Genomic DNA, 15,817 nt, shown 5'->3' on the forward strand with positions numbered 1-15,817 from the left:
GCCGTTGTGTCTTATAGATGCGCTCTATAAGACCATGGGATGCTCACACTCCAGCAGCTACGCTACCTTGTCGCCCTGTCCGATACGCTTAGCTTCAGCCATGCGGCCCGTTTGTGCAGGGTGACGCAGCCGACCCTCAGCATGCAGGTGAAGGAACTGGAGCAACGGCTCGGCACGCTCCTGGTGGAGCGCAGCCGCACCCGCGTCCTGATGACACCGACGGGCGCGCGCATTGCCGAACGGGCGCGCCGGGTCCTGGCCGAGCTCGCGGATATTCAGGATATCGCCCGCGACGAGGGCCAGGACACGGCGCGGGCGACGCTGACCTTCGGTGTCGAGCCGACGGTCGGGGCCTATGTCCTGTCGCTGGCCATGCCGGAGCTTCGGACGGCTTTTCCGCACATGCGCTTTGCAGTCCGGGAAGCCCCGGCAGACCGGCTTGCCGGCAACCTCTTCGACGGTTCGCACGATGTGCTGCTTCTGCCCGAAGCGCCGGCGGACGGAGAGGTCGTCACCTATTCTCTCCTGCATGAGCCGCTGCATGTGGTCGTGCCGGCGGATCACCGCCTGGCCAGCCGGGACCGTATCGTGCCAGGCGATCTTCGCGGGGAAACCATCCTGACCCTGGAGCAGGGGCACGGGCTGAACCGTCCCATCGCCGCGCTGGCGCGCTCGGTCGGGGCGGTGATCGCCGGCGACTATTCCGGCACGACGCTCGACATGCTGCGTCTGATGGTGTCGGCGGGGCTGGGCATCACGCTCCTGCCGGCCCTTTATGTGCGCTCGGACGTCCTGCGGGAGAAGCTCGTCCTGGCCCGTCCGCTGGCATCGGGCGCGCCGGTGCGTGATATCACCATGGTCTGGCGGAGCACCGCGCCCCGCCAGGAAACCTATGCGGCCGTGGCCGCGAGCATCGCATCGTGCCTGGCGCCGTGGGGTGTCGCCCGACCGGCGGTTGCGTCATAGCGCCGACGCGTCAGGACGGGTGGCCTTCGGCCTCGTCCTCGCCGCCATCGCCGACGAGCTTGCGGCGCACGCGTTCCACCTCGCTCTCGTCCACCTGGACCGGGGTGCTGCTATCGTCCGGCAGGCCTTCGCCGGTCTGGCCGATCGGGGCGTTCTTGGGACGGTCGTTCGATCCGTCCGTGAACTTCGTCGTGTTCATGGCCGTCTCCTTACAGCTCGTCCGCTTCCTCGGTTTCGGACAGCATCTCGTCCAGCGTATCGGCCAGAAGGTCGAGCTGGTCGCGCGTGGCGGTCAGCTCGAGGGTGTTTCCGCCGTCATCCTCAATATGCAGTTGCGCGGTCTCGCCGTTGTCGTTCGGCTCGATGCGGAACTGGGCGAGGTTCTTGGGTGCAGCCATGTCGCAAGTCTCCGTTGGACAGGTGCAACGCGCAAGGCCGGCTTTCGCTCCGAAAAGGGCAGCCTGCAGGCTCACCGCATATTGGCGTTGAAGATCGCCTCGAAAGCGCCGGAGGCCTTGGTCAGGTGCAGCCACTGGTCGACATAGGCCTTGAAGACGCCATCGCCCCGGGGCAGCAGGAAGCCCATCTCGCCATATTGGAGCGGCTGGTCGGGATTGACCGCGCACAGGCCCGGATGGAGCTTTTCCTGCAGCATCACCTCCACGGATTCGGCCACCATCACATCGGCGCGGCCCTCGGCGATTTCCTGCCAGATCACGCGATTGTCCGCAAACAGGGCGATCTGCGCATCGCCGAGCCGCGCGCGGGCGAAGGTTTCGTTGGTGCCGCCCGGATTGACGACGACCCGCGTCTGCGGGCGGTTGATTGCCTCGATCGTCTGATATTGTCCGACATCCTCGCAGCGCACGATCGGCGCCTTTCCGTTGACCAGATACATGTCCGAGAAGAAGGCCTCGCGCTGGCGCGGCAGGGTGACGGAAATGCCGCTCATGGCGATATCGCATTTGGCCTTGAAGTCCGCCATGAGATCGGACCACCGCGTCTGGATGAAGACGGCTTCGACGCCGAGGGATTGTGCAAGGTCGCGGCCGAGATCGATGTCGATCCCCACGAAGTCGTTCGCGCCGTCCGGCCGATAGGAAAAGGGCCGGTAATCGCCTGTCGTGCAGATGTTCAGGACCTTGCGCTCCAGAACCTCATCCAGGCGCGAGGCGCCCGTGTCGGCCTGCGCCTGCCCTGCGGCAGCCAGAAGGATGGCGCAAGCCGTCGAACATAGGCAAGCATGAAGCCGTGACATGAAGATCCTCTCTGAATCGGTTGATTCCACAACCGGCAGTTTGGAGGGTGAGACGATGCGCCGTAAAGCCCGCGGGGCGGATGTCAGGGCAGAATGTCGATCTGGTCGAGCGGCGGGTCTTCCCGCGGGCGGCCCAGCAGGAACCCTTGTCCGAAATGGATGCCGTTCTGGCGAAGCCATTGCAGTTGCATGGCATTCTCCACGCCCTCGGCGACAAGATGGACGTTCAGATCAGCCGTCAGCCGGGTCACGGTCCGAATGATCGCCTCCACCTTCCGGTCCGGAAGCTGGCGCAGGAAGCTGGCATCGATCTTCAACCCGTCGACGCTGATGGTCCGCAGGTAGCTCAACGAGGAATAGCCCGTGCCGAAATCGTCCAGCACCAGGCGGACGCCCAGGGCCTTGATGGCGGCGAGCTGCTCGAGCGCCGAGCGTGAGAAATCGACGAAGATGTTCTCGGTGATTTCGATGCCGACGCGGGCGGGAGCAAGGCCCGTTTCCTCCAGGATGTCGGCCAGGACAGTGGGAAAGCGCCCGCTGGCAAGCTGCTGCGGCGACAGGTTGATGTTGACCTGCAGCCGGTCGGGCCATTGGGTGGCGCGCGCACATGCGGTCCGCAGGATCAGCTCCCCCAATGGGTCGATCAGGCCGCTCGCCTCCGCCACCGGCACGAAGCTGGCCGGCGACACGGCGCCGCGCTCCGGATGGGTCCAGCGCGCCAAGGCTTCCAGGCACAGGACCTGGCCGGTGAAGAGGTCGGCGATGGGCTGGTAGACGACGGTGATGTCGCCGTTTTCGATCGCCTCGGCCAGGTCCGCTTCCTGCAGGAGCCGGGCGTGGTACTCGTCCTCCAGTTCGCGCGTGAAGCGGCGCGCCTTGGCCTTGCCGTCCTCCTTCGCCTTGTAGAGCGCCAGATCAGCCATGAAGAACAGCCGCGAAGCGTCCGGCGTATCGGATTCCGGGGCCGCAACGCCGAAGGTGGCGCTGGTCTTGAGGTTGCGGCCATTCAGCGCCATGCGCTCGGCGACCCGCTCGGCTAGCTTCTGCGCGACGCCGTAGCCGGCATCGAGGTCCAGATCCATCAACAGAATGGCGAATTCGTCGCCGCCCAGGCGCCCGGCTGCGTCCCCCGTGCGCAGGACCTCCCCGATCCGGGCGGCGACCGTCACCAGGAGTTCGTCGCCCAGGTGGTGGCCATAGGTGTCGTTCATGGTCTTGAAGTCATCGAGATCGATCGTCACAAGGACGAATTTGCGGGCCTGGGCGCAGGCGGCCTCGATCTCTGCCACGAAAGCCTTCCGGTTGAGAAGGCCCGTCAGACCGTCGTGCCGCGCCAGATAGGCGAGCTTCAGATCGGCCTCGTATCGCTCGGTAATGTCGCGCCCGATGCCGCGAAACCCGACGATGTTTCCGTCATCGCCATAGACCGGATGTCCGGTGAGCGAGAACCACCGTTGCCGCCCGTCGCTGCGCGCCGTCGCCGTGAGGTCGCGGAAGGCGCGCCCTTCCTGCAGTTGACGCTGGAGCTCCGGATGGGCGGCCACGTCCAGGCGGGCCCGGAAGATCGTGTCGAGCCGCTGATCCACCGGCCGGGTGCCGCTTTGCCGCACGATGCTCTTCAGATGCGCCGGGACGACGCGCATGCGGCCGAGAGCATCGGTTTCCCACAGCCAGTCCGAAGAACCCTGCTGGTACTCTCGCAGGAAGATGTTGACGGTCGCCACCTCGCGGCGCAGCGCCGCCTGCGCCCTGGAGCGCCCGTCGAAAGCGGCATTGGTGCAGATGATGCCGACGACCGCGTAGAGCGTATAGGAGGCGAAGGCGACGCCCGTGATGGAATCCACCATGCCGAGAACTGTGATGGCCAGCACCGACAGGACCGCAACGGGCAGGAAGAAGCTGAAGGCGACGATCGCCGGTACGCAGATGATCGGTGTGGAAATGACCCCGAGCGCAAGGCCGATGATGAGGGCGTGCCGGTCGAGCGTTCCGTAATAGCTGAGGGCATTGATGAGCGCGCCCCAGGCAATGCCGAGCATGGCGTAGAGCCAGCAGGCGCGCCGCAGATAGTCGTAACTCCGGCTGCTGCGGCGCCAGCGCAGCGCCGCATGCAGGATGAAGCCGTAGATCGCCAGAATGGCGGCGCCCATCAGCGGCAGGATCGGCCGCTCCATGGGGCGGAAATTCAGGACGATGAAGAGGACGTTTCCGCTGCCCGTCGCCGCGAACAGAAAGGACAGATAGAAGAGCAGGATCGCCTGGTCGCGGAGAGTTTCATTGTCCTGGCGGGAGGTCGGCGGTTTGAGGCGTATGAGGCGGCGCAGCATGGCTGCGCCCTCCCGTCTTCGTGTTTGCAGAGAACTCCAACCCGTCACCGCCGCAGCATCCTGTGTACTCTTGGAACGATCATTCCCGTGCGATGTCGGTACCGGGCATAGGACGCCGCCATCGACGTATTCAGAAACCGCGCTTCCTCTGCCTTTGCAATGGCGAAATACCACAGGATCAGGACGGCTGCGACAAGCCATTGCAAGCCACCCGCCGCAACGGCCGAGCCGAGCCAGAACAGGCAGTATGACAGATAGAAGGGATGGCGCACAAAGGCATAGGGCCCTTCCTCGTGCAGGGAATCGGGGTCCGACCGGGAATGGGCCAGTTGCGGCGGTTTGCGGCGGGTGGTCGCCACCGCCCACCAGAACAGTGCGCTCGCAGCCCCCGCCAGAAGCGCGAAGACCGCCAGGTCCACCGCGCCGACCGTTCGCTGCAGGACCAGGGTCAGGAAAAGCAGTGCCGCAAGAGTGCTGGCAATGGTCAGCGCGCGCATGCCGGGGGGCATCCCGCCTTCCGAGCGGAAGTGCTTCTGCAGCCCCCAGCTGAAGGATGCGAGCGGCACGGCGGCAAGGATGATGATGAGGATGGTATCCATGTCACGCTCCCTTCAGCGACAGAATCATCGCCTCGCCCTTGAAGAAGCCGTCGAGGTTGGTGGTCGAGCCGGCCAGGGGATCCATGGCCGGGACGGCCTGACGCACCTTGTCGTAGCGTGCGCGGTCACTGGCCATCAGCATCATCGGGCAGCTAAGGCCCGGATAGGGCTTGAGCGCCGATGCCGGCTCGTAGCCGAGCCTGCGATAGAAGGGTGCGTGGTTGCTGCGCACGCAGGCCAGGTGCACCTGGCTGTGCGCGCAGAGCGCCACGTAACCGGCCATGCGGTACAGAAGGAAGACCAGCCCCTGGTTGTTCTCGGCTTCCGGGCTGCGCACCAGCCGCGTCACCTCGATGCCGCGGCCGGAGAAGGGACCGGAAGGATCCTTTGCCAGAAGCGCATCGACCTCGTCCCGGAAGGCATCGCGCGCGGGCGAGGTCAGGTCGGTGCCGCGGGCGAGCGTGCAGGTTCGCACCGAGGCGATGGCCCGTGCGCCATCGTAGATGACGATCGTGCTGGCATTGGGCATGTCGTCATACTTGTCGCGGAAGCGCTCTGCCGCGTTGGGCTGGATATGGCCGCCGGCTACATAGGAGCGGTAGCGAACGTCGAAGGCGTCGTCCCGCACGGCATCGCTGACCGCAAGCCGCGCCACGTAGCTGTCGGGCCGCGTGGTGGAACGGACGCGCCGGCTCGGCGGTGTCTTGGAGGAGGACGGATCGGCGGGCGCCGGGTGCAAATCCGTTTCGGTCGAAATTTGTGCAAGTGTATGGTTCATGAAGGGACCTCGTTTGGTTGAACAGGCGACCGTTCCGAGCCCGGGCGCGTCGGGGCGCCGGGTGCGGATGATGCGGCCGCGGGTTTATTGTGAGGTCGCCAGGGGGTGGGTGAAACCCCCGGCACGGACCGCTATCCCATTTGAGAAGGGGACGATTGCCCATGCAGCTATTTCAACCCGTCACCTCAGTTGCGGAGTTTCGCTCTTTGGATGAGGGCGATGTTCTTTGTGGCTACCTCGACGGGTTAAGTGGCCAACCCTGCATTCTGTCCGAGGTTTCGCGCGCCTACTGGCACGGGTGGCGCAACGGACTTGTGGATGGCGGCTTCACCGAACCCGACGATGCGCAGAAAATTCTGGATGCGGCCTTCGCGGCGCTGCGGGGATGACGTGTCTATTTGCGCCGAAGGCGACGTGATCAGCGCTTGACATCTGCGCCAAGCTGCGCAAGCATAATAATTAAGCGATGGGCAGCGTTGCCTATTATATCGCCAGCTGATCAATCCTTGTTGTCTGGGCATCGGAGCCCTCCCGGCCTTTCGGCGCGGGGGTATTTTTGGTTTGGCAGGTCATGCGCACCTACCCGGTCGGTATACTTTTCTCGTCAACGGGGTCCTACGGGGCTGTCGCGCGGACCATGCGCAACGGCGCCCTCCTGGCCTGTGACGAAATCAACCGCGATCCGCGCTTCGCCTTTGCCTTGGCCCCCATCGAAGCCGATCCCGGCAGCGAACTTTCCGCCTATGCGCCGGCCATCGGCGCGATGCTGGACCAGGGCGCCCGGCATGTCGTGGGCTGCTACACTTCGTCGAGCCGCAAGGACATCATCCCCATCGTCGAGAAGCGCGACGCGCTCCTGTGGTACCCGACGCATTACGAGGGCTTCGAGAGCGCCTCTAACGTGATCTACACGGGTGCGGCCCCCAACCATCACATGATGCCGCTGATCGACCATCTGGTCGCCCGCCATGCCACCCGCGTCTTCTGCGTCGGCTCCAACTATATCTGGGCCTGGGAAAGCAACCGCGTGATGCGCGAAGCCATGTCGGAGCGCGGCGGCACGGTCCTGGCGGAGCACTACCTTCCCGTCGGCGATACGGACCTCGATCACGTGATCGACGCGATCCTGCAGCATCAGCCCGATGTCGTCTTCAACACGCTGATCGGCCGCTCGGCCTATGCCTTCTTCGAGAGCTTCCGGGCGGCGTGCCGGGCGCGCGGGATCGACCAGGCGCAGCGTTTCCCGATCGCAAGCTGCAACCTGTCGGAACCCGAACTCCTGGCGATCGATCCCACCGCGCGGGACGGGCATGTCAGCGCGAGCGTCTACTTCGCGTCGATCAGGACGCCGCGCAACGCGGCCTTCGTGGCGGCCTATGACGCGGCCTATCCATCCGGTCCTGCCGTCTCGGCCGAGGCCGAAGCCGCCTATCTGGCGACATGGCTCCTGGCCGAGGCGATTGCCGCGGCCGGCACCGACGACATCGCCGCCGTACGGGACGCGGCGCCGCGCAAACGACTGGATGCGCCACAGGGCGCCGTCTGGCTCGATCCGGCGACGCTCCATGCGCATCTGACCCCCCGGATCGGCCTGTCCCGGGCGGACGGCCAGTTCGACATCCTTTTCGAGGCCGCCGAGCCGATGAAGCCGGATCCCTACCTTGTCGAAACGACGAGCCGGCTTGCGCTGCCGCGCGGTCGTCCGCGCCTGAGGGTCGTATCATGAGCCAGGTGCGTCCGATCCAGAATTTCAGCGGCAAATGCGCCCATGTGGCGACCGCCGACGAGCGCGCCATGGCGGCGCTCGGCACGATGCTGCCGAAGTTCGGCATGCATGTCGCGCGGCTTTCGCTGGCCGAGGGCGGTCTGCAACCCATGGTTCCGCAGGGTGACATCGTCTTCGTGGATGGTGATCTGCCCGACCTGCGGCAGTTGCGGCTCGGACCGGACAATGCCGCTCCGCCCATGCCGGTGATCGGCCTCATCGGCGTCGAAGCGCCGAGCCGCCTGCGCCTGCTGGTGGACCTTGGCACGGCAGCCTTCCTGCCCAAGCCTATCCATTCCGGTTCCGTCTTTTCCGCCTTGTATCTTGCGGCCTGCCAGCATGAGCGCCGGCTCAGCCTGGAGGCAACGGTGGAAGAGCTGGACATGCGCCGCCGCAAGCGGCGCCACGTCATCAAGGCCGTCACGCTCGTCATGCGGATGGACGGGCTCGACGACGATGCTGCCTTCCAGAAGCTTCGGCGCCTGGCCATGCAGGCTCGGGTGCCGATCGAGACATACTGCGAAATCGTCGTCCAACGCTGCACGACGCAAGCCGACCGCGAAGCGAAAGCGACAGGCCTTTAGGCCGGCGCGGAAACGACAGTCTGACCCAAAGAGGTGTTTCAATGAGGACATGCGCAACCGGCGCCCTAGTGGCGCTCGGCACGATGCTTGCCGCCCCGACTTTCGCTCAGGAGCCCATCAAGGTGGGCGTTCTGGAGGATCAGTCCGGCGACTTCGCCGCCGCCACCATCGGCAAGGTCCACGCCATCGAGCTGGCCGCGGACGAGATCAACGCTGCCGGCGGCATTGCCGGGCGTCCGATCGAGCTGATCGAGTACGACACGCAGTCGGACAATACCCGCTACCAGGAGTTCATGCGCCGCGTGCTCCAGCGCGACAAGGCAGATGTCGTCTTCGCCGGCTTCTCCTCTGCCTCGCGGGAGGCGTACCGCCCCATCGTGAACCAGTTCGACGGGCTGGCCTTCTACAACAACCAGTATGAGGGCGGCGTCTGCGACGCCAACATGATCGTCACCGGCGCGGTTCCCGAGCAGCAGTTTTCCACGCTCATACCCTGGATGATCAAGGAATACGGCCCGAAGATCTACACGATCGCGGCGGACTACAATTTCGGCCAGATCTCGGCCGAATGGGTGCGCAAGATCGTGGCCGAGAACGGTGGAGAGATGGTGGGCGAGGAGTTCATCCCGCTCGGCGTGTCGCAGTTCTCGCAGACCATCCAGAACATCCAGAACGCCCGGCCCGACGTCGTCGTGACGCTCCTGGTCGGCACGGCGCAGGCCTCCTATTACGAGCAGGCCGCCGCCGCCAACCTGAACCTGCCCATGGCCTCGTCGGTCAATGTGGGCCAGGGCTACGAGCACAAGCGCTTCACGCCGCCCTCGCTCGCCAACATGTACGTGACGACCAACTACATCGAAGAGGTCGACACCCCGGCCAGCAAGGCCTTCGTGGAAAAGTTCAAGGCCAAGTTCCCGGACGAGCCCTACATCAACCAGGAAGCGGCGAACTCCTACATCGCGCTCAATCTCTACAAGATCATGGTCGAGCGGGCCGGCGGCTCCACCGACCGGGAAGAGCTGCGCAAGGTGATCGCGAAGGGGGATGTCTGCTTCGACGGACCGTCCGGCAATGTGTGCCTCGACCCCAAGAGCCAGCACATGTCGCACAATATCTACCTGGCCAAGGTCAACGAGGATCACTCGATCAGCTTCCCGACCTCGTGGGAGAACATCAAGCCCTACTGGCTCGGTGAAGCCGGCTGCGATCTGACCAAGTCCGATCCGAGCGCCCAGTACACGCCGAGCAATCCTCCGCCCGCCGCCAACTGATCCCGGCATCCATTCCGGACCCGGCGCCGCCCCTGGGCGGCGCCGGAGCCCCGGCACCTTTTTCCCTTCCATCCGGGAGACGCTTCGTGACGGACGTCCTCTACGCCGCCTTCAGCTTCCTTTATCAGGCGGGCGATGCCTTCGCCTTCCTGGTCCTTTCCGCCTGCGGTCTTGCGATCATCTTCGGCATGATGGGCGTCATCAATCTCGCGCATGGGGAGTTCATCCTGTGCGGGGCCTATGTTTCCGCCAGCGCCGCCCGCATGGGCCTGCCCCTGCCGCTGGCCATCCTGGCCGGCGCCGTGGTGGCCGGGCTCGTCGGCATGGTGCTGGAGCGTCTCATCATCCGCCACCTTTATGACCGTCCGCTCGACACGATCGTCGCCACCTGGGGCATCTCGATGATGGCAACGCAAGGCACGCTTATCCTGCTCGGCTCCACCATGCCGGGGACGGGCACGCCGCTCGGCAGCTTCACCGTGGGGCCCTATTCCTATTCGCTCTACCGGCTGGTCCTGATGGGCTCGGCGCTGGCGCTTCTGGCCGTCCTGTGGCTCGTCTTCACCAAGACACGGTTCGGGCTCCTGGCGCGCGCCACGATCCAGGTTCCGCATATGAGCCGGGCGCTCGGCGTCAATACGGGCGTCGTCTACAGCCTGACCTTCGGCCTCGGCGCGGCGCTGGCCGGACTGGCCGGGGGCCTCTACGCACCGACCATGACCTTGGTGCCGACCATGGGCAGCGCCTTCGTAGTCGAGGCCTTCGTGACCGTCGTGGTCGGCGGCGCGGACATCTTCCTCGGCACGGCGCCGGCAGCGGCGATCCTCGGCATCGTGAAGGCGGCGCTGACATCCTGGCAGGGGCAGCTGGCCGGCCAGATCGGGCTGCTCGTCTCCGTGATCATCGTCATCCGGGTCCTGCCGCGGGGTATCTCCGGCTGGATCCTGCGGGAAAGGGCCTGACGTGACCGCTTCCACTTCCAAACCCCGTTGGATCGCCCTCCTCGAAGGTCCGCAGACGCTCGGGAAGGGGCCTGGCTTCTGGAGCCTCTTTGCCCTGGTCGTCGCGGCCGCCTGCGCCTATCCGCTCTTTGCGGACGGCTACGATGTCGGCAACAACGTCTACTTCTTCAACTGGCTCTTCATGGCGCTGGGGCTCAGCCTGATCTGGGGCTATGGCGGTTCGCTCTCCTTCGGCCAGACGGCTTTCTTCGGGGTCGCGGCCTATGCCTACGGCGTCCTGTCGATCAATCTGGGCGATGCTTACGGCCTGACGCTCTTCTCGCTCCTGGCGGCGGTCTGCGTGTCGGCGCTCTTTGCGGCGATCCTGGGCTACTTCCTGTTCTTCGGCCGGATCAGCGGCGTCTTCCTGGGCATCGTCACCCTGTCGATCACGCTGGTGCTGGAGCGTTTCATGGCCCAGACGGCGGGCCCGGAATGGCGCATCGGCGCGGCGCGGCTGAACGGCTTCAACGGGATGGGCGGCATGCCGTCTCTGACCGTGCCCTGGTTCGGCGGCGACATCGCCCTCTACCCGGACGTGCCGCTCTATTACCTCACGCTGGCGCTGCTCGTGATCGTCTATCTGGCGCTGCGGATGCTGGTGAATTCGCGCTTTGGCAACGTCCTCGTGGCCATCCGCGAAAATCCGCAAAGGGCCGAAATGCTGGGCTACGACATCCGCCGGTATCAGCTCGTCGCCTTTGTGATCGGCTCCTCGCTCGCCGGGCTCTCGGGCGTGCTCTACACGTCCTGGGGCAACTACATCACCCCGGCCTCGATGGGCATGACGGCGGCCTCGCTGCCGATCGTCTGGGTCGCCGTCGGCGGCCGCAGCGACCTGACGACCACGCTTCTGGGCACTTTGGCCGTGCTCGTCGGCTTCCAGGCGCTCACCGTGCATGGCAGCCAGTATGCACTCGTGGTCATGGGCGCACTTCTGGTGGTCACCGTGCTGGCCGCACCCAATGGCCTCATCTTTGGCCTGGCAACCCTGTTTTCCGGGCGGCTGCGCCGCAAGGTCAAGGCGCGGGAGGAGGTGTAATGGCCATGTTGCAAACACGCGCACTCGACAAGTGGTTCGGTGGCCTGCACGTCACCGACAAGGTCGACTTCGAGCTGCCGGCGGGCGAGGTGCACTGCCTGATCGGCCCCAACGGGGCCGGCAAGAGCACCTTCTTCCGGCTGATCCTGGGCGAGCATCTTCCGAGCGGCGGCTCGATCCACTTCGACGGGCACGACATCACGAGTGCCAAGCCCTTCGCCCGCATCCGCCGCGGCATCAGCGTGAAGTTCCAGGTTCCAGGGATCTTCAAAGCGCTGAGCGTGCGCCAGAACCTCGTCATCGCCCTGCAGGATCACCATGCCCCGGCGCATCTGGGCGAGGAGGTGGACCGTCTCCTCGAGTTCCTGAACCTTTCGCAGGCTGACCGGCAGCTTGCCGGCAATCTCAGCCACGGCCAGAAGCAGTGGCTTGAAATCGGCATGGCGGTCGGGCTGCGGCCCAAGCTCCTGCTGCTGGACGAGCCCACGGCCGGCATGACGCCCGACGAGACCTTCGCCACCGGAGAGATGGTCCAGGCGCTGAACCGCGAGGGTGTCACCGTGCTGGCCGTCGAACACGACATGGCCTTCGTGCGCCAGATCGCCCAGCGCGTGACCGTGCTCCACTTCGGCAAGATCTTCGCGCAGGGGACGATCGACGAGATCGTCGCCGACGAGCGGGTCGCCGCCATCTACCTGGGAGAGAGCCATGACTGACGGCTCCATACTGACGACGCGCGGGCTGTGGTCCGGCTATGGCGGCAAGCCGGTCCTGCAAAGCGTGGACATGGATGTGCGGGAAGGCGAGATCGTCGCCGTGATCGGCCGCAACGGGGTCGGCAAGTCCACCCTGATGAAGAGCCTGATCGGCCTGATCGCGACGGCCAAGGGCTCCATCGCCTATCGCGGCCAGTCTGTGGACAGGCTGGGCGCGAACCGGCGCGCAAGGCTGGGCATCGGCTACGTTCCGCAGGGGCGTGACGTGTTCCCGCGCATGACCGTGCTCGAAAACCTGCTTGTCGGGCAATCGATCAGCGGCCGCGCCGCGCCGAAGGACCTCATGGACCGGATCTTCGGTTACTTCCCCATCCTGGCGGAGCGCCGCGGGCAGCGCGCCGGCACGCTGTCGGGCGGGCAGCAGCAGCAGCTCGCCATTGGCCGGGTGCTGATGGGCACCCCCTCGATGATCCTGCTGGACGAGCCCTCGGAAGGCATCCAGCCCAACATCGTCCAGGATATCGCCCGCATCATGGTGGAGCTGAACGCGACGACGGGCGTCACCATCGTCTTCGTCGAGCAGAATATCGACATGATCCGCATCATGGCGCAGCGCTGCTACGTCATGGACAAGGGCCGCATCACCGACGAGATCGCCCCGCACGTCCTGGAAGACCGCGCCGCCGTCCGGCGCTTCCTGGCGGTCTGACCCTTTTCCAACGAAACCACCCAAACGGAGGATCCAATGAGCTGGTTCGACGATTCCATCATGGCCAAGAAAGGCGTTGCGCGCGGCAAGGCCGGACAGACCCACACGATCACCGAGGCCGAGCAGGGCACCTATCATTACGTCTACAGCCCGTTCCCCAAGCCCGTCCTGACCGTCGATCCGGGCGCCGTCATCGTGGCCGAAACGCATGACGCCTTCGAAGGCAAGATCCGGCACGAGACGGACCGCCCGAGCGAGATCCTGAACTTTCCCTATCTCAACCCGCAGAACGGGCCGATCTATGTGAACGGCGCGCAGAAGGGCGATTGCCTGGCGGTCTACATCCACAGCGTCGTTCCGCGCGGGCCCCAGCCGGTCGGCACCACCGTCATCATGCCCGAATTCGGCGGACTGGTCCCCACGGCCGATACCGCCATGCTGACCGCGCCGCTGCCCGAGACCGTTCGCAAGCTGAACGTCACGCCCGAGGGCGGCGTCGTCTGGAACGAGCGGATCACCCTGCCATACGAGCCCTTCATCGGCACCATCGGCACCGCGCCGGAGATCGAGGCCATCTCATCGCTCGTGCCGGATTACTACGGTGGCAACATGGACCTTCCGGACGTGGCGCCGGGTGCGGTCGTCTACCTGCCGGTCAATACGGAAGGGGCCTATCTCTACCTGGGAGATTGCCATGCGGCGCAGGGCGATGGCGAGCTGTGCGGCGTTGCCATCGAGCATCCGACGGTCACGACGGTGCAGGTCGACCTGATCAAGGGCTGGACGATCCGCTCGCCCCGGCTGGAGAATGACCGCTTCTACATGACGATCGGCTCGGCCCGGCCCATGGAGGACGCGGCCCGCGGCGCCTATCGCGAGCTTATCCGCTGGATGGCGGCCGATTTCGGCTTCGACGAGGTCGATGCCTACATGCTGCTGACCCAGTGCGGGCGCATCCGCCTCGGCAACATGGTGGACCCCAAATACACGCTGGGCGCCTCGGTCCTGAAGACCATCGCCGGCACGCCGCGCTGACACGACGGAGGTCGATCCCATGCCCGCCAGCTTCACGGCAGCCGCCGTCCAGTTCGAGCCGCAACTGGCCATGAAGGAGCGCAACCTTGCCGCGCTGCTGGCGCTGGCGCGGGATGCCGCCGATGACGGCGCCAGCCTGATCGTCCTGCCGGAAATGGGCACGACGGGCTATTGCTGGCACGACCGCCAGGAGGTCGCGCCCCATGTCGAGCCGGTTCCCGGCCCGACGACGGAGCGCTTCTCACAACTGGCGGCCGAGCGCGGCGTCTATCTGCTGGTCGGCATGCCGGAGGTCGATCCGGCGACGAACCTCTACTATAACAGCGCCGTCCTGATCGGGCCGCAGGGGGTGATCGGCACGCACCGCAAGACGCATCCCTACATTTCGGAGCCCAAATGGGCCGCCAGCGGCAATCTCGGCCACCAGGTGTTCGAGACGCCGCTGGGCCGGCTGTGCCTGCTCATCTGCATGGATATCCACTTCGTGGAAACGGCGCGGCTGGCGGCGCTGGGCGGCGCGGATGTCATCTGCCACATTTCCAACTGGCTCGCCGAGCGCACGCCCGCGCCCTACTGGATCAACCGCGCCTTCGAGAATGGCTGCTACCTGGTGGAGAGCAATCGCTGGGGGCTCGAGCGGGGCGTCCAGTTTTCCGGCGGAAGCTGCATCATCGGCCCCGAAGGCGACATCCTCGCCTGTCTCGACCGGGGCGACGGATATGTGCTGGCCGAAATCGATCCGGCCCGCGCACGCGCGCGGACCCTGTGGGGCGAGCCGATCATGGCGCGGCGCAGGCCCGAGCTCTACGCCGAGCTGATGACCAACACTTTCGCCTGGAACCCGCGGGACTTTTTCGGCCTCTATGGCCACGAGCCGATGCCGGACGGGCGCCCCGCACGGCTTGCGGTGGCAGAGTTCGCGCCAACGGACCGCATCGCGGGCAACCTTGCCTCCATGCTGGAGCTGGCCGGCCGTGCCAGCGCCACCGGCGCGGACCTCCTGGTCCTGCCGGAGCTCTGCCTGACGGGCCTGAAGGACCCAGCCGCCCATGCCGTGGATTGCAGCGATCCGGCCTTCGCCGCGCTGCAGGCGGCGGTGGACAAGGACGGGCTGTGCCTCGTCTTCGGCTTTGCCGAACGGCGCGGCGCGCTCTTCCACAACAGCGCGGCCTGCCTGCGGCCCGGACAGGCGCCCGTCCTGTACCGCAAGATCCACCTGACAGGTGAGGACGAAGCCTGGGCCAGTGCGGGGGAAGACTGGGTCTGCGTCGATACGGATTTCGGCCGGATCGGGCTTCTCGTCGGCTTCGATGCCAGCATTCCCGAAGCCGGCCGCATTCTGGCCCTGCGGGGCGCCGACATCCTGGCCTGCCCGGCGGCGGTAAAGGGCCGGTTCCATGCCGCCCACGCGGGAACGCAGATCACCCAGCCGGACCCCATTCCCACCGGGCCGGATCCGATGCACTGGCACCAGTATCGCGTGCGGGGCGGAGAGAACAACTGCTACTTCGCCTTCGCCAACGTCGTCGACGCGCAAGAAGGCTATCCCGGTTTGAGCGGCGTCTTCGGTCCCGATACCTTCGCCTTTCCGCGCCAGGAGGCGATCGCGGGGCCCAATGATCCGCTCGTCTCCTGCGCGGTCGATACGCGCCATGTCGGCGGGCCGTACCCGACCCATGTCGTCCGCCGCAAGGACCTCGTCCTGATGCGCCAGCCGCATTTCTACGAGGCACTGGTTCGGCCGTAAGGCCGCGTTTGATGCCCAG

17 protein-coding genes are annotated in these 15,817 nt (G+C 65.8%); 11 read left to right on the plus strand and 6 right to left on the minus strand.

What is annotated here, in order from left to right; genetic code table 11:
* The first annotated feature begins 39 nt into the window (after positions 1-39).
* Positions 40-966 carry a LysR substrate-binding domain-containing protein gene (locus AUL30_RS09325; RefSeq protein WP_062227586.1) on the plus strand — a complete coding sequence of 309 codons (927 nt, stop codon included), beginning with the start codon at positions 40-42 and terminating at the stop codon, positions 964-966.
* Between the two features lie 10 nt (positions 967-976).
* Here AUL30_RS09325 and AUL30_RS09330 read toward each other — a convergent pair whose 3' ends face one another.
* The 6 genes from AUL30_RS09330 to AUL30_RS09355 form a co-directional block, all read right to left on the minus strand.
* On the minus strand, positions 977-1,165 hold the full coding sequence (locus tag AUL30_RS09330) for a hypothetical protein (RefSeq protein WP_062227587.1): 189 nt from the start codon (positions 1,163-1,165) through the stop codon (positions 977-979).
* Positions 1,166-1,175: 10 nt separating this feature from the next.
* Entirely contained in the window at positions 1,176-1,364 is a 189-nt protein-coding gene (locus AUL30_RS09335; protein ID WP_062227588.1) for a hypothetical protein, read from the minus strand.
* A gap of 71 nt (positions 1,365-1,435) precedes the next feature.
* Positions 1,436-2,224 (minus strand): transporter substrate-binding domain-containing protein, encoded by a 789-nt coding sequence (locus AUL30_RS09340; protein WP_062227589.1) that lies wholly within the window; start codon positions 2,222-2,224, stop codon positions 1,436-1,438.
* Between the two features lie 83 nt (positions 2,225-2,307).
* Positions 2,308-4,551, minus strand: coding sequence for a putative bifunctional diguanylate cyclase/phosphodiesterase (locus AUL30_RS09345; protein ID WP_062227590.1), 2,244 nt, complete (start codon positions 4,549-4,551; stop codon positions 2,308-2,310).
* A gap of 44 nt (positions 4,552-4,595) precedes the next feature.
* Entirely contained in the window at positions 4,596-5,150 is a 555-nt protein-coding gene (locus tag AUL30_RS09350) for a methyltransferase family protein (protein WP_062227591.1), read from the minus strand.
* A gap of 1 nt (position 5,151) precedes the next feature.
* The gene (locus tag AUL30_RS09355) at positions 5,152-5,928 is read right to left on the minus strand and encodes an N-acyl amino acid synthase FeeM domain-containing protein (RefSeq protein WP_202814489.1); all 777 of its coding nucleotides are present in this window, start codon (positions 5,926-5,928) and stop codon (positions 5,152-5,154) included.
* A gap of 161 nt (positions 5,929-6,089) precedes the next feature.
* Between AUL30_RS09355 and AUL30_RS09360 the strand changes: the two genes are divergently transcribed.
* The 10 genes from AUL30_RS09360 to AUL30_RS09405 all read left to right on the plus strand — a co-directional run bounded on the left by AUL30_RS09360 (position 6,090) and on the right by AUL30_RS09405 (position 15,798).
* Positions 6,090-6,317, plus strand: coding sequence for a hypothetical protein (locus AUL30_RS09360; protein ID WP_062227592.1), 228 nt, complete (start codon positions 6,090-6,092; stop codon positions 6,315-6,317).
* A gap of 182 nt (positions 6,318-6,499) precedes the next feature.
* Positions 6,500-7,654 (plus strand): transporter substrate-binding domain-containing protein, encoded by a 1,155-nt coding sequence (locus AUL30_RS09365; protein ID WP_062227593.1) that lies wholly within the window; start codon positions 6,500-6,502, stop codon positions 7,652-7,654.
* On the plus strand, positions 7,651-8,277 hold the full coding sequence (locus AUL30_RS09370) for an ANTAR domain-containing response regulator (RefSeq protein WP_062227594.1): 627 nt from the start codon (positions 7,651-7,653) through the stop codon (positions 8,275-8,277). The genes AUL30_RS09365 and AUL30_RS09370 overlap by 4 nt, the downstream gene beginning before the upstream one ends.
* An 83-nt stretch (positions 8,278-8,360) precedes the next feature.
* On the plus strand, positions 8,361-9,548 hold the full coding sequence (locus AUL30_RS09375) for an urea ABC transporter substrate-binding protein (RefSeq protein WP_062227745.1): 1,188 nt from the start codon (positions 8,361-8,363) through the stop codon (positions 9,546-9,548).
* 86 nt (positions 9,549-9,634) lie between these two features.
* Positions 9,635-10,510 carry an ABC transporter permease subunit gene (locus AUL30_RS09380; protein WP_062227595.1) on the plus strand — a complete coding sequence of 292 codons (876 nt, stop codon included), beginning with the start codon at positions 9,635-9,637 and terminating at the stop codon, positions 10,508-10,510.
* A gap of 1 nt (position 10,511) precedes the next feature.
* Positions 10,512-11,591, plus strand: a complete 1,080-nt coding sequence (locus AUL30_RS09385; RefSeq protein WP_062227596.1) for a branched-chain amino acid ABC transporter permease — start codon at positions 10,512-10,514, stop codon at positions 11,589-11,591.
* Positions 11,591-12,307: an ABC transporter ATP-binding protein gene (locus AUL30_RS09390; protein WP_062227597.1), complete on the plus strand. Its 717-nt coding sequence runs from the start codon at positions 11,591-11,593 to the stop codon at positions 12,305-12,307. The genes AUL30_RS09385 and AUL30_RS09390 overlap by 1 nt, the downstream gene beginning before the upstream one ends.
* Entirely contained in the window at positions 12,300-13,016 is a 717-nt protein-coding gene (locus AUL30_RS09395) for an ABC transporter ATP-binding protein (protein ID WP_062227598.1), read from the plus strand. Before AUL30_RS09390 ends, AUL30_RS09395 begins: the two co-directional genes overlap by 8 nt.
* Positions 13,017-13,052: 36 nt before the next feature.
* Positions 13,053-14,051 carry an acetamidase/formamidase family protein gene (locus AUL30_RS09400; protein ID WP_062227599.1) on the plus strand — a complete coding sequence of 333 codons (999 nt, stop codon included), beginning with the start codon at positions 13,053-13,055 and terminating at the stop codon, positions 14,049-14,051.
* A gap of 19 nt (positions 14,052-14,070) precedes the next feature.
* Entirely contained in the window at positions 14,071-15,798 is a 1,728-nt protein-coding gene (locus AUL30_RS09405) for a nitrilase-related carbon-nitrogen hydrolase (protein WP_062227600.1), read from the plus strand.
* The last annotated feature ends 19 nt before the right edge of the window (positions 15,799-15,817 follow it).

This window comes from Aureimonas frigidaquae, from assembly GCF_001463905.1.
In the GTDB taxonomy this organism is placed as follows: domain Bacteria; phylum Pseudomonadota; class Alphaproteobacteria; order Rhizobiales; family Rhizobiaceae; genus Aureimonas; species Aureimonas frigidaquae.